We start from the raw sequence: 20,958 nt of genomic DNA, 5'->3' as shown, positions 1-20,958 counted from the left end.
GAGGAGGGTTTCTTTCCCTCCCTATTTTGCCAATTGGTTGCGGCTGCTTGCTGATCGTCTCGCAAGAACCGAGAATGTCGCCGTTCCTGTCGCTTTCTGGAATGAGCAGGACGCTAGAAGCGATCATCAGATCCCTGGAACGGAACGGCTGCTTTAGCGAATTTCCGCGGCTACGATCGCAAGCCATTTGGCTAGGAGGACACATGGGCGTACCGGACAGATTTGCCATCGAATATCCGCAACGCGCATTACAATTGATCGAATTGCTGGAAGAACCTGCGCGCAAGCACGATTTGCTCGGCTCGTTCGGTCTGCTGGCGGCAGCGGCGATCCTTACAATTCCCTACGAACGTATGCGGGCATCGCATGTCCTGGTTGATGGAGAGCGCGACGTCGATCTGGTGAAAAGCCTCAAGACGCTCGAAAAAACCAAATTCTTTGAGGCGCCGTTCTGGCAGTCTGCGCCGGACGTAGGAGCATGGCGGCAATCGCGCATCGTCAATTCCGTTGATGAAGTGCATGGCTGGCACGATCAGGAAGGAAGGCATCCACTTTCCGATGATGCGAACACCATCGAGAATCGCAAGGCCGGCGAGGTTCTTCGCGTGCTTCGCAACGCCTTGGCGCACGGCAATATCATCTATCTCGACAAGAACGGTCAGGAGATTGCTGGAAACCGGATGGTCTATATGGCCTTCCTGTCCCGTTACGAGGAAACACCTGAACAACGCGAGCAGGCTGAAACCTATCGCGTTCTGGTGACGACTGAGGAAGCCTTCCTCCATTTCGCAAAATCATGGGCGAACTGGGTTTGCGGTCTCGACCTCGACCCGCGCGTGGCGAAGGCAGCATGAACGGCGACCAAAGAAGGTCGCCGTTCTTTTCGGATCACGGGCGACCGCTCTTGTTCCGGGTCGCATCGACCAACTTGTAGGTCTGGCCGGACTTCGGCGTCGGCGGCATCGGCTCGCCGCGCGTAACGGTGCGCTCTTTGCCGGTGTCTCCACCACGGGGCCCGAGAATCCCGTATTGTCCAGAACGCGGGGCAGCATGCCCCGGCTTGAAAGTCTTTGTCATGATTGCCTTTCCGGAGCGCGCCTGATGCGAGCCCACATCCAACAAAATATCAGTACTTGACTTCAGGATCAAGTAGGAGAAAATAGGTCCCAGTTTCTAGCAACCCCGGAGGTCAATGTGGCCGCGTCAGCATCACCCCTTCTAAAGGCGACTCCTGTTCCCTCGTCGTCGTTCCTGCACGATCACGACGAGGTTTGCCCGCTGTGTGAACAGCAGATCCCGCACGACCAGATGGATGAGATTAAAGCGCGGATCGAGACGCGGCAGAAGAAAACTGCGGAGGAACTCTCGGCTCGCCTTCAGGAGCAGTTTTCCCGCGAGAAGGCCGATGCCGTTGACAAGGCCAACAAGGACGGCGCCGCCAAAGCCGTCCTCGCCCGCGAAGAGGGCCGCAAGGCCGCCGAGGCCGCAGCCCAGGAGGCGATCGCGGCGACGGTACTCGCAAGCAAAGAGGCTCAGGATCTCCTGTTGAGCCGCGTGACGCAAGCGGAGGCCGAAAAGCAGAATGCCGAACAGATGCGGGTCGCTCTCGAGGAGCGGCTTGCCCAGCAACAGCAGGAGCGCGGCGCCGCTATCGAGGCGGTCCGGCAGGAGGCCCTTGCGAAGCAGGACAGTATTCGGGCAGAGGCCAAGGTCGCCGCTGAAGCGGCGGCCAACGAGCGGGTCGCGTCTGCGGAGGCCGCCAGGCTGAAGGCTGAAGAGGCCGGGACGAGCCTCAAGGCACAGCTCGACACCATTACAGCTGAAACGGAAGCGAAGATCACGGCGCTGACAGAGTCCGCAGCGGCGCGCGAGATCGAAATCCGTTCGGAAGCTTCTGAGGCTGCCGCTGTGGCCGCCCAAAGCAGGCTCACTGAGCTTGAAGAGGCGAGGAAGAACGCGGAAGCCAAAGCGGCTACGGTCGAGAAGCAGCTCGCCGATCATCAAGCCCTGCTGGATCAGCGCCTCCAAGAACAGCGCGAGGCGCTCGAGCTCGCTCAGACTGCGGCCGTCAATGCCGAGAAGGCTCTCGCGTTTGAGGAAAAGCTCAAGCTGTCCGCGAAGGTGGCGGAGCTGACTCGGGCTCTCGACAAGAAGACCAACGAGGAGCTTGGCGAGGGCGCCGAGGTCGATCTGTTCGAAGCTCTGAAGGCTGAGTTCGAGGGCGACAGGATCGACCGCGTCAACAAAGGGCAGCCCGGTGCCGACATTATCCATGTCGTCATTCACAACGGCAAGGAGTGCGGCACCATCATCTACGACTCGAAGAACCATGGCGCATGGCGCAACGACTTCGTCAGCAAGCTTGCAACCGACCAAATGGCAGCCAAGGCGGAACATGCCATTCTTTCGACGAGCAAGTTTCCCGCCGGCGCGCGGCAGCTGCACCATCAGGATGGCGTTCTGCTAGCCAATCCTGCCCGCGTTGTCGCTCTGGTTCAGCTGATCCGCCACCACATCGTGCAGACCCATATTCTGCGCATGAGCGGTGAGGAGAAGACCCAGAAGACGGCTGCGCTCTATGACTTCATTACCTCGGAGCGCTGTACCGATCTGATTGCCCGGATCGACACTCACACGGACGACCTGCTCGACATCCAGGTAAAGGAAAAGAAGGCGCACGAATCTGTCTGGAAGCGTCAGGGCGAGCTCATTCGGTCGGTGCAGAAAGTGCGCGCTGAGCTGAGTAATGAGATCGATACGATCATCGGCACGGCGGGGGTGTGGGAGCAGGATAATGAATAACCCCGTCCCGATGGCGGGTCGCGAACGCGACAACGTCGTTAACCTCCAGGAGCGCCGGCTCGATCGTACCGTTCTTCGGACGTACCGCACGAAGGCTGACATCGACTCCATCCTTCCCAATGACAAGCAGCCGAGGCTCGGGCCTAAGGTTGACGAAGAACTGCAACGGCAGATCGAAGCCAATGGCGGTTTGTTCGAGCCACTACTCGTCGAACCCCATCCCGATTTCCCCGGAAAGTTTCGCATCATCGATGGCGATCGCCGGTGGACGAATTCGCGGGCCTTGGTAGAACAGGGGAAAGAAGAATTCCGCCAGCTTCCCATCGAGGTTACCGACCGCACACTGAGTGACGAGGATCGGCTTCGCGCGTGGATCTATATCCATCGGCAGCGCAAGGAATGGGACGCCAAAGAGAAGGAAATGGTGGCCTACCGCCTTGTCGACCTGATGGGACGCGCCAGCGCCGCGAACATACTCGGAATCACCGTTCGGGAACTGGACAAACTGGTCGATATTTTCGAGCTGTCGGAGAAGTTCACCAGCCTTCGCGACCCAAGCGCCGCCATCACCTGGGCGCGTGAGATGATGGGCGTCAGCAAGAAGCTGTTCACTCCCAGCATCGTCGACGCCGTCGTCAAGAAGGTGAACGACAAGCGCATAACCAACTCCAAGGACCTGCGCAAACTACGATCGATCCTCCCCGATCCGGTGGCACGCGCGCATTTCCTCAGCGACGCGGGGGATCTCGATTCTGCAATGTTGCGTCTGGGACCCACCGAGAAGAAGCCAAAGGGCGGATTGTCCGGGGATCTGGAGGCCGCGGTTGAAGCGATGAAGGGGGTACCCTGGACCACGTTGCAGGATCTCAAGGGCGACCCCGACATCCTGAAAAAGATCGATGACGCCGAGGCGCTCCTTCGATCATTGCGCAAGGCGCTTTCGTGAGTCCCGATCAATCTGCAACACGCGTTACGCGGCGCCTATAGGAGGTCCGATGATCATCGGCAACGTACTGTTTCTCGAAGAGTCGCTCGACCGGTACCTGCGCGCACAGGAGGGCGCAGTCGGCAACCACGTCCGCCAGAAAGTCAGCAGGGTGGACTTGATCAAGTCTGACGCGGAGATCGTGCACGCCCTTTTGCCCGAGGCTCGTGTCGCCCCGCTAAAGGTGGACTTCGACAATCCACAAAAGGACGCGCAGGAGGCACGCGTGCGGGTCCACGACATGTTTGACGGGATGGTGGAGATCGACGGAGTTCGTGCAACTCGTAGCTTCGCGTTCTCCGGCGACCCTGGCCTGTTTAGGTTGCGGACCAATCCATACTCAACCACCCTGCCTCATGGCGAAATCAGCAACCGGCGGGTCATTATCGGCATGTCAGGTCGGAACGACGCCGAGACGTTGAAGCGGGAGATCGATCGCCAGGAGCAGCTCTTGCGCGAATATGTGGAAACCTCGACAAAGCAGATCGAGGCGTACAACGACAAGCTTGGGGCGCTGCTTGGCGAAGCCGTCGCCAGCAGGCGCCAGCAGCTTGCCAGCCTCGAAGATCTCAAGAACCGCATTTAGGTTTAGGGCGGGAAAGCGGGTTTCCATTCATGCCGCCTGGCGGGTCGCATGATCAGCCGCCCCTACCACAACGCCGGGACCGTCATCCGTGCTGGCGGCGAGATCGGCTTCGAGATCGGCCAACTGCTCCCGCTTCAGTTCAAGCTCGGCCTCGAAGGCGAAAGTTTCGCCAATACGTGGCTGATAGGAGGCTACACGCCGGCGGGCATCCTCCAGCCGACAGCGATAATTATCCTGCTCGCCCTCGAAGTTCGACAGAGCATGCTCGAGGCGAGCAATCGCGCCGAGCGGCGTGACCGTGACGGCAAGGTCGATCTCGTAGTCGGCGCCGGAGCGCATCAGCACCGTGGTGTAGCTATACCCGTCCCGGCCGAAGCGCTCGCCTGAGAACTCCAGGTCGAAGCCGCCAATCGCGGCTATGACGACCTCGCCCTCTTGGCTGAGCTGAACAAGGGTGAGGATCTCCTTCATCAAGGCGCGGCCGGCGAGCTTGCGTTCGGTGAAGGAGGTTCCGGTGACGGTCATTGTGAAGGCATCGCCAGCGGTCGACACCAGACGCGCGATGTCCGTTCCGATTTCGGCGATGCGCCGGCTCGAAAGCTCGATCTCGCGCTCCGCGTCGCGGACCTGGCGGCGGATGGCGTGCTGGTCGTCGATATGGGCGGCATGGAGCCGGTCGAGACGGGCGATCTCGGCCTCAAGCCCTGCCTTTTGCATCAGGCGCTGATCGCCCGATGCGATGGCCTTGGCCATGGCGAACTGGTTGGCCTGCCCCTCGCCCATATCCTCGAGGCGGCGAATGGACGTGTCGCCCGATAGAGCCGCCGCGATGAACCGGGCCTTGCGCTCATTGTTCTGCCACATGGTGGCGTCGAGTGAACCGAGCGTCGCATAGGCATAGAGTCCGATTTCGTCGTGCTGATTGCCCTGGCGGATGATGCGGCCTTCGCGCTGCTCGATCTGGGAGGGGAGCCAGGGAACGTCGAGATGGTGCAGCGCCTTCAGCCGCGCCTGCACATTGACGCCGGTGCCCATGGTTTCGGACGACCCGATCAGGATGCGGACCTTGCCGGCATTGAACTCGTTGAACAGCCGCTGCTTGGCCTCCGACTTCTTGAAGTCCTGCATGAAGGCGATTTCCGACGGCGGCACACCGAGGCGGACGAGCTCGTCGCGGATCCAGCGATAGGCCGAGAAGCCGCGGGAGGCTTCGACATTGATGGTGCCGAGATCGGAGAAGATGAGCTGGCCGGCGCCGGACTTGTCGAAGGGCTTGCCGTCCTTGCGGACATATTCGTTCTCGGCCGTCTCCTGCCAGATGCGGAAGGTGTTTCGGACAAGCGCGTTGAGCTTGTTGTCATCCTCATTGTCCATGGCCGGCATGACCAGGCGCAGGTCGATCGCGGCATGGCGGCCATCGGTGATGACCGAGAGCAGGATATCGTCGCCGGGCTGCGCCGGACCCTCGCGCTCTTCGATGGCCTTGATACGATCATCGAGGTGACGCTGATAGGCCTTGAAGGCAGTGGTCGGCTCCGCCGTGATGATCTGCCGCTTGCCGCCGGCGATCTCCGGAACTTTCACATATTTCCGCAGGTCGGCGGGCTGCACCACGTCCGCGAAGGACCGGAACATGGCGATCAGCTCGGGGACGTTGACGAACTGGGCAAAGCGCGTGACCGGCTTGTATTTGCCGGACGGCTGCAGCTCGAGTTCCGTCGAGGTGTCGCCGAAGGTGGACGCCCAGGCGTCGAACTCGTGCAGTCCGCGCGCTGCGAGAGCAGCATTGTCCATCAGCCGCTGCACGGTGAACATTTCGCCGAGCGTGTTGGTAATCGGCGTGCCGGAAGCGAGCACGAGCGTCCTGCCCGGATTTCTCGTCTCGACGAATCGGGATTTCACGTAGAGGTCCCAGGCCCGCTGCGAGCCGCTGGGATCGACGCCCTTCAGCGTCGACATGTTGGTGGCGAAGCTGAGCTTCCTGAACTCCTGCGCCTCATCGACGATGATCTGGTCGATGCCGATCTCGGAGATGGTGAGCAGATCGTCCTTGCGGCTCGACAGCGCCTCCAGCCGCTCCTTGTGCCCCTCCTTCATGCGCTCGATGCGCTTTCGGGAAAGCCGGTCCTCGCGGTCGACCTTGGTCAGCAACTCCTCGTAAGCCTCGAGCTCGTCCTGAATCATTTGCTGCTCGAAAGCCGAGGGAATCGAAATGAAGCGGAACGCCGAATGGGTGATGATGATCGCGTCCCAATTTGCGGTTGCCGCCCGCGACAGAAAGCGATGGCGCTTCTCCTTGACGAAATTGGTCTCGTCGGCGACCAGAATCCGGGCATTTGGATAGAGCGCCAGAAACTCGCGGGCCGCCTGCGCCAGGCAGTGGCCGGGAACGACCAGCATGGCTTTGTTGATCAGCCCGAGGCGGCGTTGCTCCATGATCGCCGCCGCGATCGAGAGCGTTTTGCCGGCGCCAACGGCGTGGGCGACATAGGTCGAGCCAGCCGAGATGATGCGCCAGATCGCCCGTTTCTGGTGCCCATAAAGAGAAAAGGCGCCGGAGGCGCCTGGAAGCAGGAGATGGTCGCCGTTGAATTTTCGCGGCGCGATGTTGTTGAAGGTGTCGTTGTAGAGCCGCGCCAATCGGTCAGTGCGATCCGGATCGCTCCAGATCCATTTCTGGAACGCCGTCTTGATCTTCTGCAGCTTTTCCTTGGCCGCTTCGGTCTCGACGGTATTGAGGACGCGCCGTTCGGTGTCGCCGTCCTTCACCGTGTCGAAGATCTGCGGGATGGAGGAATTGAGCGCGTCGGACAGCAGCTGCCCGGCATCGCGACGATGCGTGCCCCATTCGGTCGTGCCGGCGGCGCTCCAGCCGAGTTGGCGCGCACTGACCGTCCAGCATGCAAGTTCGGGCGTGTGATGGATGCTGATGTCGGCATCCATCGTCTGTTTGACAAATGTGACAATGTCGGTCGCCGGAATCCAGGGTGCGCCGAGGCGGGCGGTGATGTCGGAGGGCCTGAGATCGGCGGGCTGGACGCCCTTGAGCGCTTCGACATTGCGGGCAAAGGCTGGATCGAGCGCAGCGGCGGCCTCGGCGGCAGCGAGCTTGGAGCGAACGGCGCCGGAGAGATACGCATCGGCGGTTTGCCAGGAACCGGACGTCGGATCCCGGAAGATCGCCTGCCCCAACTCGTCAACGACATCGGCGACATCGCGATGCAGCAATTCCGCGATGTGATCGGCGTCGACATGGCCACGTTCGTTGAGCACGACGGCGAGGGCATCGGCGGCCGACGTGATGATCGGCGGCGGCGGCGGCGCGATGACGCGCTCGGTGAAGATCGGGCCGGACCGGGCGGTATTGGTCTCGAGGTCGTAGTCCTCGATGGATGCTACCAGCCAGCAGTCGGGGTCGTCGAGGAAGGGCTGGAGATTGGGACGGCGATGCGTCTCCCGCACTTCGCCGGTTTCTGAGTCTTCGGTGGTCGAGACGGTGGTGAAGTTGATCGGCCCGAATTCACGCACGAAGTTCGACCAGGCAATGCGCAGCTTGACCTGCGCCGGCTTCCACTGCCGGTCGAATTCCTGGAGTTTCAGCACCTCGCGCACGGCGTCGCGGATCGGGATCAGCTTGCGAATGATGCGGGCCTGCTTGTCGGAGACGCCGTCCCCTCCCCGTCCCTTCCTGACGGTGATGGTCACGGCCTCGCCGTCGACCATTTGCATCAGGGCGGCGTTCTTGCCTATGAAATAGCTGCCTTCACGAGCGGTCGCGCCGTTCGGCATAGTCGCAGTTGATGCCGGGTCGTCGCCACTGTCGTCTACGTCGGGACCGCAGTCTTCCGGCTTGCCGTCATAGATGGCTTCTGGAAGCGCCTGGATCGCGGTCGCGAGCGCGGCGTCGAGATCGACGTCCGGGCGCGGTAGGCAGGTATAGGTCTCGTCGGTACCGTAGATGCCGCGCCGCAGCGCATGTTCGCCAAGAACCATATCGGGGTGCTCGGCGAACCAGCGATTGACCCGGATACCCCCGTCGTCCTCGCTCAGTGGTCGCACCTCCGCCAGATCGAGCCAGCCTTGATCGCCCGCCACCTCTCCGTCCTTGCGCTTGCGGAAGAAGAGGACGTCGACGATGACATCGGTTCCGGCATCGGCACGGAAGCTGCCCCCTGGCAAACGTATGGCGCCGACAAGATCGGCCGCAGCCGCGATCGTCCCGCGTGCACGGCCATCGGCCTTGTCCATGGTGCCGCTCGAGGTCACGAAGGCGGCCAGCCCGCCGGGCTTCAACGCCCGAACCGCCTTCACGATGAAATAGTCATGCAGGCGCAGGCCGAGCGCGCGCAACGCGCGGTCGCTGCGCACGGTGCGGTCGGAGAAGGGAGGATTGCCGATCGCCAGGTCGAAATGCGCCGGCAGATCGACCCGCGCGAAATCCTGATTGAGTATTTTGGCGCGCGGCTGCAGCAGACGGGCGATCCGGGAGGTAACCGGATCGATCTCGACGCCCGTGAGATGGGTGACGGGATGTAGCGCCGCCGGCATCAGCGCCGGAAACAGTCCGGTGCCGACACCGGGCTCGAGCACACGGCCGCCGCGAAAGCCGAGCCGCTGCAGGCCCGACCAGATGGCCCGGACGATATATTCGGGGGTGAAGTGCGCATACTGGGTGCAGCGGGCGAGCGACGCGTAGTCGCCGCCGTCGATCGCGTCCTCGAGGTCGGCGCCGATGTCCGCCCAGCCCTCGCGAAACTCAAGCTCGCCTGGGAGACGAAACACGCCGTTGGCGAGCTCGGAAGCGCCGAAGCCGGTGAACCGGATCAGCGCGGCCTGCTCGTCGACCGAGGCCGGACGCTGCTCATCGACGATCGAGGCGGCGAGCCGGATCGCCGCGATGTTGTCGCGGGCGCGCTCCCGCCAGGATTTGGCGAGACCGCGCGTGCCGGCGAGATGGAAGTTCTCGCCATTGGGCGCCCGGCGCAAGAGTTGAGCATCCGCCGTGGCGGGCACGGCAGGCGTGGGAGAATGCGGGGCCGGGTCGTCATCGTCCGGATCGTTGGCCGCACTGTCGGAAAAGGCGGTCACGCCAAGGCCGAGACCTGAGGAAAGTGCGGTATTGCCGAACAGGTCGAGCGTGAAGGGGTCGTCGTGGGACACGGGATATCTCCTGGGATTATGGCGAGCGCGATCACGCGACCCGCGTGTGCGGCCGCGCGAAACGCTGACGGGGTTGTGGGATGGGCTAGCGGGCGATCAGCGACAGCGAGACGTCCGTCTCGGTCAGTTGCACGCGCAGATGCGTGCAGCGCGTGTTCCGGTCGAACAGCGGGATCAGTCTTTCAGCGTCGAGGAACTCGATGCCGTCGTCACCACCAAAATGCCGGTTCTTGTAGTGCCACCAGTCGGGATTGCCGACCGGGTGGCATTCATCCGAATAGATCACGAGGGCGCGCTCACCCTCGGCGAGCTTGCCGTTGGAGAGGAGATAGACGCCCTGATCGCCGACCAGCCAAAGTCCCGGCTTTTCATCCTTACCGGGCTTGATGCCGTAGTAGGGATTGCGAAATCCCCCATTGACGGCGGCATCGGCGATGCCGCGCTCGATGACCTTGCGAACGCCGAGAATAGGAAATGTGAACATGACAGCCTCCGATCAGGCTGCAATCGCGGCGGGCAGGTAGCGGAGATGGACCGGCAGCTTGGCGCTGATCTCGGGGGCGGTCAGATCGTCCAGAAGCTTCAGGACCGTCCCTTGGCCGCCGCCATAGACCAGCACGGTTCGCTTGTCCTGGTCGGCCTCGGGCCACCGCTCACCCGCATAACCGCGATAGTCGGCATGGGTCGTGCTCCAGATATGGTCGAGCCGCTCCGCGCGCGTCATGGCACGGACGGGGCGGGATTCCCGCTCGATGATCACATCGCGCATGCGCTCGGCCGAACCCTTGGCCGACATATCGCAATAGGCGTGGAAGTAGCGTGGCCGCCCATCGATCGAGAGTGCGAAGAAGACGCTGGTGATCGAGCCGGTCATGAACTCGCGCATTGCGAACATGTCGCCGCGAATCCAGAGCGGCGGCAGGATCTCGAACATGTAGTCGTGCTCGGCCCGGCCGATCTCGAACCACTCGCCGTCATAGAGGCGGCCGGTGAGGCGTGCCTTGCTCATCGGCGCCGGGCCATGGCGATCGAACATATGGAACATCTGTTGGCGCGTGGCGACGCCCTCGAAGACCTTGCGGAAGGAAGTTTGGGTGATCATGGCGGCTCCTGTCGTCCGTCGGCATCAAGCGCGATCCTGTCCATCCGACCGGATCATCACCTTCATGCCTTCTCATCACCCATTCCCGCGGCCGCCTCTCCGGTCCGGCGGGTCAAGGGCCGGCGCCAGCCGGGCGCAGCTTCCCTTGACGCGACGGCCGGGCATGCGGCAGCGATTCCGCTCTGATATCCCCTTCCACTCCCGGGTTTCCTTTCCCCTGTCCTTTCAGATCGCTGTTCCAGTCCTGCGTGGATGGCCGCAGCCGCTCGTACCGGCACCCAGTCTCACGCACGATCTCCTGCAAACGACGGGCATAGATCTCGCCCTGCCGATCGTTGTCGGTGGCTGCGGCCATCAATATGTCGGGGTTCGAGGCGATCGACCGGATCGCGTTATCGCTGACGGGCGACCACCCGCCCCCGGTGCTGACGTAGAGGGTGTCGGCACGCATGCCCTCGAGTGCGGCAAGGCTCATGGCGTCGATCGCCGCCTCGGTGACGCAGAGCCGAAGCGCAGCCTCGTTGCCGAGACGGAACAGTTGCTTGCTGCCGCCGGTGGAGAAGCCGCGCCACTGGGGGCCGCGTTCTTCCCAACCGATCAGTTGCCTGGTTTGGTCGACATGCGCCGTCCAGATGCTGCCGCTCGGCCCCTCGCGCAGCAGGCCTTGTGCGATAGCGGCCTGCAGAATGGATACTGGGATCGCACGCTCATCTGCCAGATATCGCCAGGCGCGAGACCCGATGGTTGGAGGTCGTCGGCGCCGCCATCGGTCGGTGATCGAAAGTGGAATGCCTGTGCGCTTCGGGCAATTCCAGGACGGCGTGGCCGGAACATAGCCGACGAGACTGCGAACCGCCTCGACGGCCGCCGGAAAGGCGATACCGGCCAGGTGACCGGCGAGGGTGAAGACGTCGCCCTTGGCATCCGAGAGTGGATCGAACCAGCCCCTGCCATTGTGGATGACGATGATGATCTCGCCTGCCCCGCGCCGGTACTTCACGGCGCGTGTGGTGCTCTCCTTGACGTCCACCGTCCAGCCCTCGCGCTCGAGCACGGCGGCGCAGGGCACCTTGTCTCGCAATGTCTCGATTTCATGCTGCTCCATGGGTCAATCCCGCCGGCGCCGCGGGGCGTCCGGCCCTTTCCTTGTCCAGATCTGTTTGTCTACCTTTCCGGCAGGCCTCGAGGTCGGCCGCGAAGCCGGAAGGCCGCAGGGGCGCACCGGCTTGCCGGGGCGGCGCAGCCTCCCTTGCGGGCTTCCCGGCGCAAGCGGCAAAACCTCGTCCCAATAAGGGCTCGTGGCGTCCCGCCACCAGCAGGGAAAGGACGATGCGACGCGCAACCCGGCCTTCAGACGGCCGGGCGCTTGGCGCGCGAGGAAGGCCGGCTCAATGAGCCGGCCGACCGCCCTGGTAGGGATCGTATTCGAAGAGCGGCTCGATTTCGGCGTCGTCGAGTTCGTCGGCGGGCATGACGCCGTATTCGTCGTCGACCTTGAAGAGAATAACCGGCACCATCAGGGTGCGGGCGAGGTTCCAGGCATGGTTCTGTGCGAGTGAAAGATCGTGCGACATTGAAGGGCTCCGTCCATGGGCGGGGCCGATCCCCGCTCTGGTGCCCGTCGGGTCCGGGGCCCGGCCGCAATCACCGCGCAGGCGAAGCCGCAGCGGCCGCACGCTCGCGTAGCGGACCCCTTGTGGGTTGATTGGAGGAGGACGGACCTGGACCAGGAAGCCAGCACAGCAAGCGGGGGCGGACCTGCGCGTGGATGGATCCGCACCCAGTCGCATCCTTCCCGGTAGCAGAGAGCCATTGCAGAGACCGGGCTTGACGTGCCCTCAGTATTGTCGCGGCGACCCGCCTCTTCGTGTCATGGCTCAGGATCCGAATGAACTCGATGACGAAGTTCGTGATCGACAATCGACCGGACGACGTCGATATCCATCTCGGCCGACGGTTCTATCCGCGCCACCTCGGCAGCTACCTTTGCCCAGTGGAGGAACTGGCCGTCTTCGATCGCGCGGGATGTTGCGGCAAGCCGTTGTGCCTCATAATAGGCAGTCGGGCCGTGGAGACGGACGAGGCGCCTGGCGTCTTCCCGCCATCGGCGACGGATCGCACGCCGCCTCTCTACCCACGCCAAAATCGCCCTCAGCATCTCAGAAGCACTCCCCCCAACTGCACGAATGCCCCTGCCCGCGTCAGGGATGGACGCCCGGAGGGTGAAGACCCGCACCGCGGGGCTTCAGCTTCGCCGACAGTCCGGTTCCGGAGGAAGACGCCCCACCCCTCGAAAGATTTTGAAGTTCACGCTATCCTTACCGGATGTGCAATGCCTATGAGCAACACGTTCGCTGGGTTGAATACTGCCAGATGATGCAGGCGTTGGAGCTGGAGATACCAACGCAACAGACAGAACTCGATCTGCCCCAGGCGGACGATATCAGGATCAACGATATGGGACCGGTCATGCGTGCGGCCGGCGACATGATCGAACTCGTCCAGATGAACTTCAGCTTCCCGCCATCGGGGCCCAGGGGTGGGCCGGTCTTCAATTTTAGATCGGAAGGGCGAGACTTCGCCGACAGCAAGCGCTGCCTGATCCCGGCATCGGGATTCTACGAATTCACCGGCAAGAAGTACCCCAAAACCAAACATCGCTTCAGCCTGATCGGAGCCCCCTTCATGGCCATCGCCGGGCTATGGCGTGAGGCCCAGGGCAATCACCCAGCCTCCTTCACGATGCTGACGACGAGTCCAGGGCCGGACGTCGCGCCCTACCATGATCGTCAGGTGGTCGTGCTCCAGCCAGATAACTGGGCGGACTGGCTCCGTTTAACCAAGCCGCAGGGCGAACTGCTCAAGCCCACCGGCCGAGGCCTTCCCTGCAATTGCAGTTAATTTGAGAATCCCGCAGCCCATATTCTCATGATTAAATGGTCAACCCGAACCAAACCGGCGCATTCTTTCGGTTAACTGCTAAGCGACAGCAGGGGAACAACTTCGACATTGTCGATCAGTCGTGTGTTGCCGAGCCAGGCGGCCACCAGCAGACGCGCGGGACAGTAAAGTGCGTTCAAAGGCCGAAGATCGGCGTCTGCTCGCAATTCCAGATATTCCACCTCCCGGTAGCCTGCCGAAAGGATGGCAGCGCGCGCCTCAGCCAGTGTCAGGCTGACCGGCGCTCCGTTGGCGATCTGTCCGGCTGCTGTGTGCAGAATCGACGCGAGCTTCGGTGCAGCCAGTCGCTCCGCCAGTGAGAGCCGGACGTTGCGCGAAGAGAGCGCCAGCCCGTCTTCTTCGCGGACTGTCGGACAGCCGATGACGGTGATCGGAATGTCCAGATCCCGCGCCATGCGGCGAACCACATGAAGCTGCTGGAAATCCTTCTCGCCGAAAAACGCGAGATCGGCTCCGGTCTGCAGGAACAGTTTGGCGACGACGGTGGCGACGCCATCGAAATGACCCGGCCGAAACGCGCCGCACAGGCCCTCGCTGACGCCGCCGACCGAAACCGCGGTGGCAAAACCCTCCGGATAGATTTCAGCAGCGTCCGGCGCGTAAAGCAGATGCGCACCCAGTGGCGCCAGCTTTGCAGCGTCCTCCACCTCGGTACGCGGATAGGCGGCAAGATCGGCTGCGCTGTTGAACTGCTTTGGATTGACGAACAGCGTCACGATCACCCGGTCGGCCTTTTCGAGCGCGGCACGCACCAGGCTGAGATGCCCTTCATGCAAGGCACCCATAGTGGGCACCACAGCAATGCTGGCTGCTTCGCGACGCCATCCCGCAACGATCGTGCGAAGATCCGCCACGGCCCTGACAATCGGAACATTCATGCCGCTTCTCCACCCTTGATCGTTTTGGGCTGATCGCGAAAGACATGCTCTGCACCTGGAAAGCGCCGCTCGCGCACTTCGTTTGCGTAGGCTGCGATCGCGGCTTGTGCCCGCTCCCCGAGTTCAGCGTAGCGCTTGACGAATTTCGGCCGGAAGTCCGTGAACATGCCAAGCATGTCGTCGACCACCAGGATTTGGCCGTCACAGGCTGACGAGGCGCCGATACCGATGGTGGGGATGGCAATGTCGGCGGTAATCCTGCGAGCGAGCGCTTCCGGCACCTTCTCCAGCACAACGGCAAACGCGCCGGCTTTTGAAACCGCGTCGGCATCGCGCAAGATGCGTTCCGCATCGTTGCCACGCCCCTGCACCTTGTAGCCGCCAAAAGTATTGACTGCCTGTGGTGTCAGGCCGACATGCGCCATCACCGGAATGCCGCGCGCGACCAGGAACTGGATCGTCTCCGCCATACTCTCGCCGCCCTCGAGCTTGACGGCGGCGCAGCCGGTCTCGGCCATCAGCCGGGCGGCATTGCGAAAGGCCTGTTCGGGCCCTTCCTCATAGGACCCGAACGGCATGTCCACAACCATCAGTGCCCGCTCGATGCCACGGCGCACCGCTTGTGCGTGCATGATCATCATGTCGAGCGTGACGCCCAGCGTGGACGGCAAGCCGTGCAGCACCATGCCAACGCTGTCACCGACAAGCACGATATCGCAGGTGGTATCGACAAGCCTCGCCATCGGTGTCGTGTAGGCAGTGAGACAAACCAGCGGCGTCCCACCCTTGTGTGACACGATATCGGGGGGCGTCAGGGCCTTCACTTCACCTGTCGCGCTCATGGCATTCCTTCCCTTACGTTAACCGCCTGAGGGCGTTTGGCACAATTTTGTGCAGATGCGAAGAACAAAAACTTCATGTCGCCGGAGACGTTGACGGCTGGTCGGGGGCAGTCCACGTTCGTCGGAAGTTGAACCAATCAGCCTCGACGGAGGCTTCGGACACAAGCCGTACGCAATGGAAGATACTCCCTCCAAAAACACTGAGGAGAACCAGAAAACGGGACCAGGGCCACGAAGTGAACGTGGATCTGATTGCGGTGCTTGTTCTGACCCCTACAACAGCGCCATTCCGGGTAAACTGGAGCGTGGGGTAGCTTCTGCGATTGCTGGGCCCGGGGACGGCAAGCAGACTGATTGCTGACAAGCTGACGGCGTCTTGGAGATGTCTCCCTGGTGCCGGTATTCTGACCGCACAGTGAGGAGCGTTGCCGACCTCCTTCCCTAGCTAGACGTGGACGAAGAAGCCTTCAGCGCGGCGATCTCTTCTTCATTCCGAAACAGGGCAACCTCATAGCGAACGGAGGACGTTCCGAGCCTGGCGACGCGGATACCGGCCGTTACCTTATCGGGGAAAGCAAGTTCAGAAAAATAGCGGCACCCGGTTTCGACGACGAGCCCAATCTGGTCGCCGCCATGGATGTCCAGCAGGCCCTCGCCGATCAGCCAGCCATTCACCGCAGTGTCGAACAGCGAATAATGCACCGCATTTGTTCATGTCACCATAGATGTCGTTATCCATCCAGCCGTGGTGATTGTGCGAAACGCGTTGTAGGCATTGCGCGACGTGGGTGAAGACCGCTCGCTCATCGTCTCACCATGCCGCGCGATAGATGGCGAGCGCATCCGGCTCCGAGACATTGCGCGGATTGTTGACCAACAACCGCTGCTGCTTCATCGCATCCGCCGCCATCTTTTTCAGATGCTCTTCGCCGATGCCGACATCCCGCAGGCGCGGCTGCAGGCCAAGTCTTTTCGATAGCGAGGCCAGTTCCTCAATGAACGCCGCGCAGCGCCCCTGCACACCTTCCTCTTGTGCGAGACGTGGGAAAGCGTCCGTGGCGATCTCGGCGTAGAGATGGGCGGCGTCGGGCGCGTTGAAGCACAGGACATGCGGCAGGACAAGTGCGTTCGAGAGGCCGTGCGGGACATGGAACGTCCCCCCGATCGGATAGGCAAGCGCGTGGACGGCGGCCACCGGCGAATTGGCGAAGGCTTGACCGGCGAGCATGGAGCCGAGCAACATCGCCCCCCTCGCCTCGACATCCTTACCGTCAAGCACCGCTTTTTCGATGCTGGCGCCGATGAGTTGCAGGGCCTGTCTGGCCAGCATCTTCGACAGCGGATTGTTGTTGGCGTTCTTCGAGGCATAGGCTTCGATTGCGTGCACCATCGCGTCGACGCCGGTGGCTGCGGTGATTGCCGGCGGCAGGCCCAGCGTTAGTTCCGGATCGAGCACCGCAATGTCCGGCAGGATGATAGCGCTGGACACGCCGCGCTTCTCCTCGTCACCGACGGTAATGATTGAAACCGGGGTGACTTCCGAGCCTGTTCCTGCCGTGGTGGGCGCCAGCACCAGAGGCAGGCGCGGTCCCTTCGCCTGCGCCACGCCCCAGGCGCCGTCGATGTCTTCGCCGGAGCCGAGAAGAAGTGCGGCCACTTTCGCCACGTCGAGCGACGAGCCGCCGCCGAAGCCTGCGACGCCGGTCGCGCCGGCTGAACGACCATTTTCCACCGCCTTCATCACGGTCGCCAGCGAAGGATCGGCTTCAACGGAATCGAAAATCGCAACCGACGCTCCGACGCTTTCCAGTGAGGCGATGGCTGCGTCGCACAGGCCGAGTTTGCGCAGGCCGGGATCGGTCACGAACAGCACCGTCGGGCCCAGCCGTTTGCCTGCGATCGCGCCGAAGCGCTTGGCCGAACCGGCTTCGAAGACGATCGAGGGGGTCGTATTGAAGGTGAAGGCTTGCATCGGGCGAATTCCTCTAGAGTCAGACGGCCGGAACGACTGGCTTTTCGACCAGATCACGCGTGTTCAAACTGATGCCGCCGCAGTTTACGCTGCTGCAGTTGCAGCAGCGCGCGGTGGAGGCGCATGCCGGCCGTCTGGTCCACAAGCAGAATTTTCGCCGGCTGATCGAACAGCAGGAACTGGTGGTTGATCCGCTATCACGGCTTCCTAGGAGGCCCGTGGGAACATCTCTTGCTCTAGTTCAGGCGCCGACCTCGTAGTATCGCAGAGTGCATTATTTGGCAGATCCCGAGCATGCTTCGACCTCACGAAGCGTTCCGGCTGCACGAGCTGCTTCTTCCCTGAGTAATTGGCGCCGCCAGTACCTGCCTGGCAATCGCGGCAGGTGTTATTCGACTCTCGCGCGGCCGAGCGAGGCAAGGTCGCCCCGGCGGGATCGTTCCAGCGGCCTGCGCCATGGGCGAAGCCGTCACGGCGCGGGCACCTCGGGGCTGGTAAGCGGACCGGCATTAGCCCGTCAGGCCAGCGTATAGGCCGTTTTGACGGTCGTGTAGAACTCGGCGGCGTAGCGGCCCTGTTCGCGAGGGCCGAAGCTCGATGCCTTGCGGCCGCCGAACGGCACATGGAAGTCGACGCCGCCAGTGGGCAGATTGACAAAAATCATGCCGGCGTCGGCATTGCGCTTATAGTGCGTCGCATGTTTCAGGCTGGCCGTGCAGATCCCCGAGGACAGGCCGAATGCCGTATCGTTCGCGGTCTCCAGCGCCTCTTCATAATTCTTGACACGAATTACCGCCGCGACGGGACCAAAAATCTCTTCGCGGCTGATGCGCATATTATTGGTTGCCTCGGTGAACAAGGCAGGCTGCAAGAAGAAGCCGGGCGTCTCACGGTTCAGCCTTTCGCCTCCACACACCAGCTTAGCGCCCTCCTCACGGCCAATGGCGATATACTTCTCGTCCTGACTGAGTTGGTTCTCGTCCACCACCGGACCGATCTGCGTTCCCGGCTTGAGCGCGTCGTCGACGACGAGGCTCCTAAGCTTTTCGGTAACTGCCGAGACAAAACGATCGTGGATGCCTTCGGTGACGATCAGCCGTGAGGAAGCCGTGCAGCGCTGGCCAGTTAAGAAGTATGCACCGTTGACGGCGCAGTCGACCGCCACGTTGAGGTCCGCATCATCGAGCACGACCAGCGGATTCTTACCGCCCATCTCGAGTTGGAACTTCCTGCCGTGTTCGACGCAGGAGGCCGCCACACGCCGGCCGGTCTCCACTGAGCCTGTGAAGCTTATCGCATCTACGTCGGGGCTATCGAGCATGGTCTGGCCGACGACCGAACCACGGCCCATTACGAGATTGAGTACGCCCTTTGGCAGCCCGGCGCGGTGGAGAATGTCAACCAGCTCCCAAGCGCAGCCAGGGGTGAGATCAGCCGGCTTGAATACCACAGTGTTGCCGTAGCAGAGCGCCGGCGCAATTTTCCACGCCGGAATGGCGATTGGGAAGTTCCACGGCGTGATGATAGCGATCACGCCGACCGGCTCACGCGTCACATCCACCACGACACCCCGACGCACAGAGGGCAACGTTTCGCCGGCCAGCCGTAGCGTTTCGCCCGCGAAGTAATCGAAAACCTGGGCCGCACGAATCGTTTCGCCGACTGCTTCGGCCAACGATTTGCCTTCCTCGCGCGACAAAAGTCGGCCGAGTTCGTCCTTGCGGGCGAGAATTTCGTCTGCCGCCTTGCGCAACACCGCGTGACGCTCCAAAGGGCTCGTGCGCGACCATGTCGGGAACGTACGTTTAGCGGCGGCGATCGCGGCTTGGGAGTCAGCTCGAGTAGCACGCGCATAGGTGCCGACGACTTCGTTGGTGTTGGAGGGGTTAATGTTCGGCGCGGCTTCGCCTTCGACCCAAGCTCCATCGATCAGGTTAGCATGCAAGGTTGTCATGGCGAGGCGGGTTCTCCATATCGAGTTTTTTGCGGGATTGCGGACCTTGTCGGAGATACTATATGGGTCGGACTCATGGTCCAGAGCGCTTCGGAAGGAAGTGTCGAACCGACAGCTCAAACTATCTAGAGATATTTCTTCAAGTCGTTCTTCTTTATCTTTCCATTCGGAGCGACCGGCAAATCGTGCATAACGATAATCTGTTGCGGCAGCTTATACTGGGCAAGGCGGCTCTTCAGAAAGGACTTAATCTCATCCACCTCGCACTGCCGTTCAGGCAACATTTCAACGAAGGCAATAATTTCCTCATTTCCCTCAACAGGACGTCCGAGCACGGCGGAATTTAGAATGCTGGGATGTGCATTCAGGGCGGCTTCGACTTCCGGAGGATAGACATTGAAGCCGGAGCGAATGATCAATTCCTTTGATCGGCCTTGAATAACCAGTTCGCCGCGTTCGTTGCGACTGACGATATCGCCTGTGTGAAGATAGCCATCCTCGTCGATAACTTCGGCGGTCGCTTTCGGCTGGCGATAGTATCCCAACATCACATTGGGGCCCCGGACCAGCAATTCTCCCGGCTTTCCCTCTGGGACATCGAGACCGTCAGGCCCGACGATCCGGATCTCGACCCCTTCTATCGGTGGACCAATATGGATGTCGTCGGTGCCAATCGAATAGTGAGACCGGCTGATCGTCGGCGACGTTTCAGTCAATCCGTATCCGTTCTGTAAGACCACGCCGAACAGCCGTTCGACATTTTTACGCAGTGACAGGTCGAGCGGCGCGGTGCCCGTGTAGACGTACCGGAGGTTATTTGGCGTGAGCTTTTCGCCCGTCTGTTCAACATGTGCCACCACCCGTGTCAGCATGGCTGGAACGGCGTTGAAAACCGTCAACTCTCCGCTGCGAACAGCATCTAGGGCCTCCTGTAGTGAAAATCGTGGCATAATTTTCATACGCGCGCCAGCGTACAACATGCCTTGCATCAACACGAGCCCGTACGAATGAGATATCGGCATGACACACAGGGCGACATCATCGGGAGCGAGAGACTGTGTTCGTCTTCCCCTGCTTGAGACGAAAATCAAATTGCGATGGCTAAGCATGACGCCCTTAGGGCGCCCCGTGGTCCCGGTAGTATAGATCAGAACGGCGACTTGCTCTGCGGATCCTTCGTGAACTTCTTCCGGCTGGCTGTTCTCATTTAACGGACCAACCGTTACGGCGCCGATATCAGTAAAGAGCCGAACATCAGCATTGCCGTCGTCCGCATTTTGTGCAGACAAGTTGGAATCGGTGCGAAATATACGCCGCGGCTGGCAATCCTCTTCAATAAGGGCAAGTTCATGCTTGCTGAGCCGGGCATTCGCTAGCACCGCCCATGCATCCAACCGGCTTGCTGCATACATTAGAACCACAGCCCTGATCGAGTTTTCGCAGATGATCATCACCCGATCACCCTGCCGAACCCCGAGTTGTCGCATTTCATCAGAGACAGCTGCGACCGTGTCGATCAGCCGGCGGAAGGACCAATCAATCCCGTTTTCATCTGTAAAGGCGATACGGGAGTCGCCGAACGTTGCCCCTTCCTCCAAGATCATATGAATGCGACGAGGCAGCTCGGCCAAAAAATCCATCTCAATTTCCCCAAATCCTGATAGCCTGCGCGGCAATTGGTATATCCAATTTGGTCATCCAATTTACTGGCTGTCA

The 20,958-nt window shown here is 61.6% G+C and carries 16 protein-coding genes and 1 pseudogene; 6 read left to right on the top strand and 11 right to left on the bottom strand.

Features of this window, described 5'->3' with window-relative positions; all coding sequences use genetic code 11:
* Nucleotides 1-203: 203 nt before the first annotated feature.
* From ACLB6G_RS19660 to ACLB6G_RS19645, 4 genes are all read left to right on the top strand, one after another.
* Nucleotides 204-854, top strand: a complete 651-nt coding sequence (locus ACLB6G_RS19660; RefSeq protein ID WP_154386596.1) for a hypothetical protein — start codon at nt 204-206, stop codon at nt 852-854.
* Between the two features lie 340 nt (nt 855-1,194).
* Complete coding sequence (locus ACLB6G_RS19655) at nt 1,195-2,802, top strand: DUF2130 domain-containing protein (RefSeq protein ID WP_154386598.1); 1,608 nt, start codon at nt 1,195-1,197, stop codon at nt 2,800-2,802.
* Nucleotides 2,795-3,748 carry a ParB/RepB/Spo0J family partition protein gene (locus ACLB6G_RS19650; protein WP_185910476.1) on the top strand — a complete coding sequence of 318 codons (954 nt, stop codon included), beginning with the start codon at nt 2,795-2,797 and terminating at the stop codon, nt 3,746-3,748. The genes ACLB6G_RS19655 and ACLB6G_RS19650 overlap by 8 nt, the downstream gene beginning before the upstream one ends.
* Before the next feature lie 49 nt (nt 3,749-3,797).
* Nucleotides 3,798-4,373, top strand: coding sequence for a hypothetical protein (locus tag ACLB6G_RS19645; RefSeq protein ID WP_154386600.1), 576 nt, complete (start codon nt 3,798-3,800; stop codon nt 4,371-4,373).
* Between the two features lie 27 nt (nt 4,374-4,400).
* On the opposite strand, the gene ACLB6G_RS19640 is transcribed toward ACLB6G_RS19645, so the two are convergent.
* The 5 genes from ACLB6G_RS19640 to ACLB6G_RS19620 form a co-directional block, all read right to left on the bottom strand.
* A complete protein-coding gene (locus tag ACLB6G_RS19640) occupies nt 4,401-9,533 on the bottom strand; it encodes a helicase-related protein (protein WP_263006719.1) in 5,133 nt (1,710 codons plus the stop codon).
* An 85-nt stretch (nt 9,534-9,618) separates the two neighbouring features.
* Nucleotides 9,619-10,017, bottom strand: coding sequence for a DUF3085 domain-containing protein (locus ACLB6G_RS19635; RefSeq protein WP_154386601.1), 399 nt, complete (start codon nt 10,015-10,017; stop codon nt 9,619-9,621).
* A 12-nt stretch (nt 10,018-10,029) separates the two neighbouring features.
* Nucleotides 10,030-10,632, bottom strand: a complete 603-nt coding sequence (locus ACLB6G_RS19630) for a DUF1419 domain-containing protein (RefSeq protein WP_185910483.1) — start codon at nt 10,630-10,632, stop codon at nt 10,030-10,032.
* Between the two features lie 115 nt (nt 10,633-10,747).
* The gene (locus tag ACLB6G_RS19625; RefSeq protein ID WP_154386603.1) at nt 10,748-11,740 is read right to left on the bottom strand and encodes a DUF3991 and toprim domain-containing protein; all 993 of its coding nucleotides are present in this window, start codon (nt 11,738-11,740) and stop codon (nt 10,748-10,750) included.
* Nucleotides 11,741-12,023: 283 nt separating this feature from the next.
* Nucleotides 12,024-12,209: a hypothetical protein gene (locus ACLB6G_RS19620; protein WP_093037073.1), complete on the bottom strand. Its 186-nt coding sequence runs from the start codon at nt 12,207-12,209 to the stop codon at nt 12,024-12,026.
* 751 nt (nt 12,210-12,960) lie between these two features.
* On the opposite strand from ACLB6G_RS19620, the gene ACLB6G_RS19615 reads away from it, so the two are divergent.
* Nucleotides 12,961-13,536: an SOS response-associated peptidase family protein gene (locus ACLB6G_RS19615; RefSeq protein WP_093037070.1), complete on the top strand. Its 576-nt coding sequence runs from the start codon at nt 12,961-12,963 to the stop codon at nt 13,534-13,536.
* 71 nt (nt 13,537-13,607) lie between these two features.
* Here ACLB6G_RS19615 and panC read toward each other — a convergent pair whose 3' ends face one another.
* From panC to ACLB6G_RS19595, 4 genes are all read right to left on the bottom strand, one after another.
* Nucleotides 13,608-14,474 (bottom strand): pantoate--beta-alanine ligase, encoded by an 867-nt coding sequence (gene panC / locus ACLB6G_RS19610; protein WP_093037067.1) that lies wholly within the window; start codon nt 14,472-14,474, stop codon nt 13,608-13,610.
* A complete protein-coding gene (gene panB, locus ACLB6G_RS19605; RefSeq protein WP_093037064.1) occupies nt 14,471-15,316 on the bottom strand; it encodes a 3-methyl-2-oxobutanoate hydroxymethyltransferase in 846 nt (281 codons plus the stop codon). The genes panC and panB overlap by 4 nt, the downstream gene beginning before the upstream one ends.
* A gap of 441 nt (nt 15,317-15,757) precedes the next feature.
* Nucleotides 15,758-16,018: an acyl-CoA thioesterase gene (locus ACLB6G_RS19600; RefSeq protein WP_334155710.1), complete on the bottom strand. Its 261-nt coding sequence runs from the start codon at nt 16,016-16,018 to the stop codon at nt 15,758-15,760.
* 109 nt (nt 16,019-16,127) lie between these two features.
* Nucleotides 16,128-17,288, bottom strand: a complete 1,161-nt coding sequence (locus tag ACLB6G_RS19595) for an iron-containing alcohol dehydrogenase (protein ID WP_093037061.1) — start codon at nt 17,286-17,288, stop codon at nt 16,128-16,130.
* Between the two features lie 50 nt (nt 17,289-17,338).
* Here ACLB6G_RS19595 and ACLB6G_RS19590 point away from each other — a divergent pair.
* Nucleotides 17,339-17,473 (top strand): annotated as a pseudogene (locus ACLB6G_RS19590) (NrtR DNA-binding winged helix domain-containing protein); the annotation flags it as partial.
* 332 nt (nt 17,474-17,805) lie between these two features.
* Here ACLB6G_RS19590 and ACLB6G_RS19585 read toward each other — a convergent pair.
* Complete coding sequence (locus ACLB6G_RS19585; protein ID WP_093037055.1) at nt 17,806-19,242, bottom strand: aldehyde dehydrogenase family protein; 1,437 nt, start codon at nt 19,240-19,242, stop codon at nt 17,806-17,808.
* A gap of 125 nt (nt 19,243-19,367) precedes the next feature.
* A complete protein-coding gene (locus ACLB6G_RS19580) occupies nt 19,368-20,882 on the bottom strand; it encodes a class I adenylate-forming enzyme family protein (RefSeq protein WP_093037052.1) in 1,515 nt (504 codons plus the stop codon).
* Between the last annotated feature and the right edge of the window lie 76 nt (nt 20,883-20,958).

Source organism: Zhengella sedimenti, from assembly GCF_046506625.1.
Taxonomy (GTDB): Bacteria; Pseudomonadota; Alphaproteobacteria; order Rhizobiales; family Rhizobiaceae; genus Zhengella; species Zhengella sedimenti.
Note: the sequence above shows the minus strand (reverse complement) of the source record. Positions and strands in the feature narration are given on the sequence as shown.

Bases quoted from the DNA above. Each gene is read 5' to 3' on its own strand.
- ACLB6G_RS19650 (WP_185910476.1), top strand. From the start codon at position 2,795: ATGAATAACCCCGTCCCGATGGCGGGTCGCGAACGCGACAACGTCGTT.
- ACLB6G_RS19580 (WP_093037052.1), bottom strand. From the start codon at position 20,882: ATGGATTTTTTGGCCGAGCTGCCTCGTCGCATTCATATGATCTTGGAG.
- ACLB6G_RS19660 (WP_154386596.1), top strand. From the start codon at position 204: ATGGGCGTACCGGACAGATTTGCCATCGAATATCCGCAACGCGCATTA.
- panB (WP_093037064.1), bottom strand. From the start codon at position 15,316: ATGAGCGCGACAGGTGAAGTGAAGGCCCTGACGCCCCCCGATATCGTG.
- ACLB6G_RS19645 (WP_154386600.1), top strand. From the start codon at position 3,798: ATGATCATCGGCAACGTACTGTTTCTCGAAGAGTCGCTCGACCGGTAC.
- ACLB6G_RS19615 (WP_093037070.1), top strand. From the start codon at position 12,961: ATGTGCAATGCCTATGAGCAACACGTTCGCTGGGTTGAATACTGCCAG.
- ACLB6G_RS19635 (WP_154386601.1), bottom strand. From the start codon at position 10,017: ATGTTCACATTTCCTATTCTCGGCGTTCGCAAGGTCATCGAGCGCGGC.
- ACLB6G_RS19585 (WP_093037055.1), bottom strand. From the start codon at position 19,242: ATGACAACCTTGCATGCTAACCTGATCGATGGAGCTTGGGTCGAAGGC.
- ACLB6G_RS19620 (WP_093037073.1), bottom strand. From the start codon at position 12,209: ATGTCGCACGATCTTTCACTCGCACAGAACCATGCCTGGAACCTCGCC.
- ACLB6G_RS19625 (WP_154386603.1), bottom strand. From the start codon at position 11,740: ATGGAGCAGCATGAAATCGAGACATTGCGAGACAAGGTGCCCTGCGCC.
- panC (WP_093037067.1), bottom strand. From the start codon at position 14,474: ATGAATGTTCCGATTGTCAGGGCCGTGGCGGATCTTCGCACGATCGTT.
- ACLB6G_RS19595 (WP_093037061.1), bottom strand. From the start codon at position 17,288: ATGCAAGCCTTCACCTTCAATACGACCCCCTCGATCGTCTTCGAAGCC.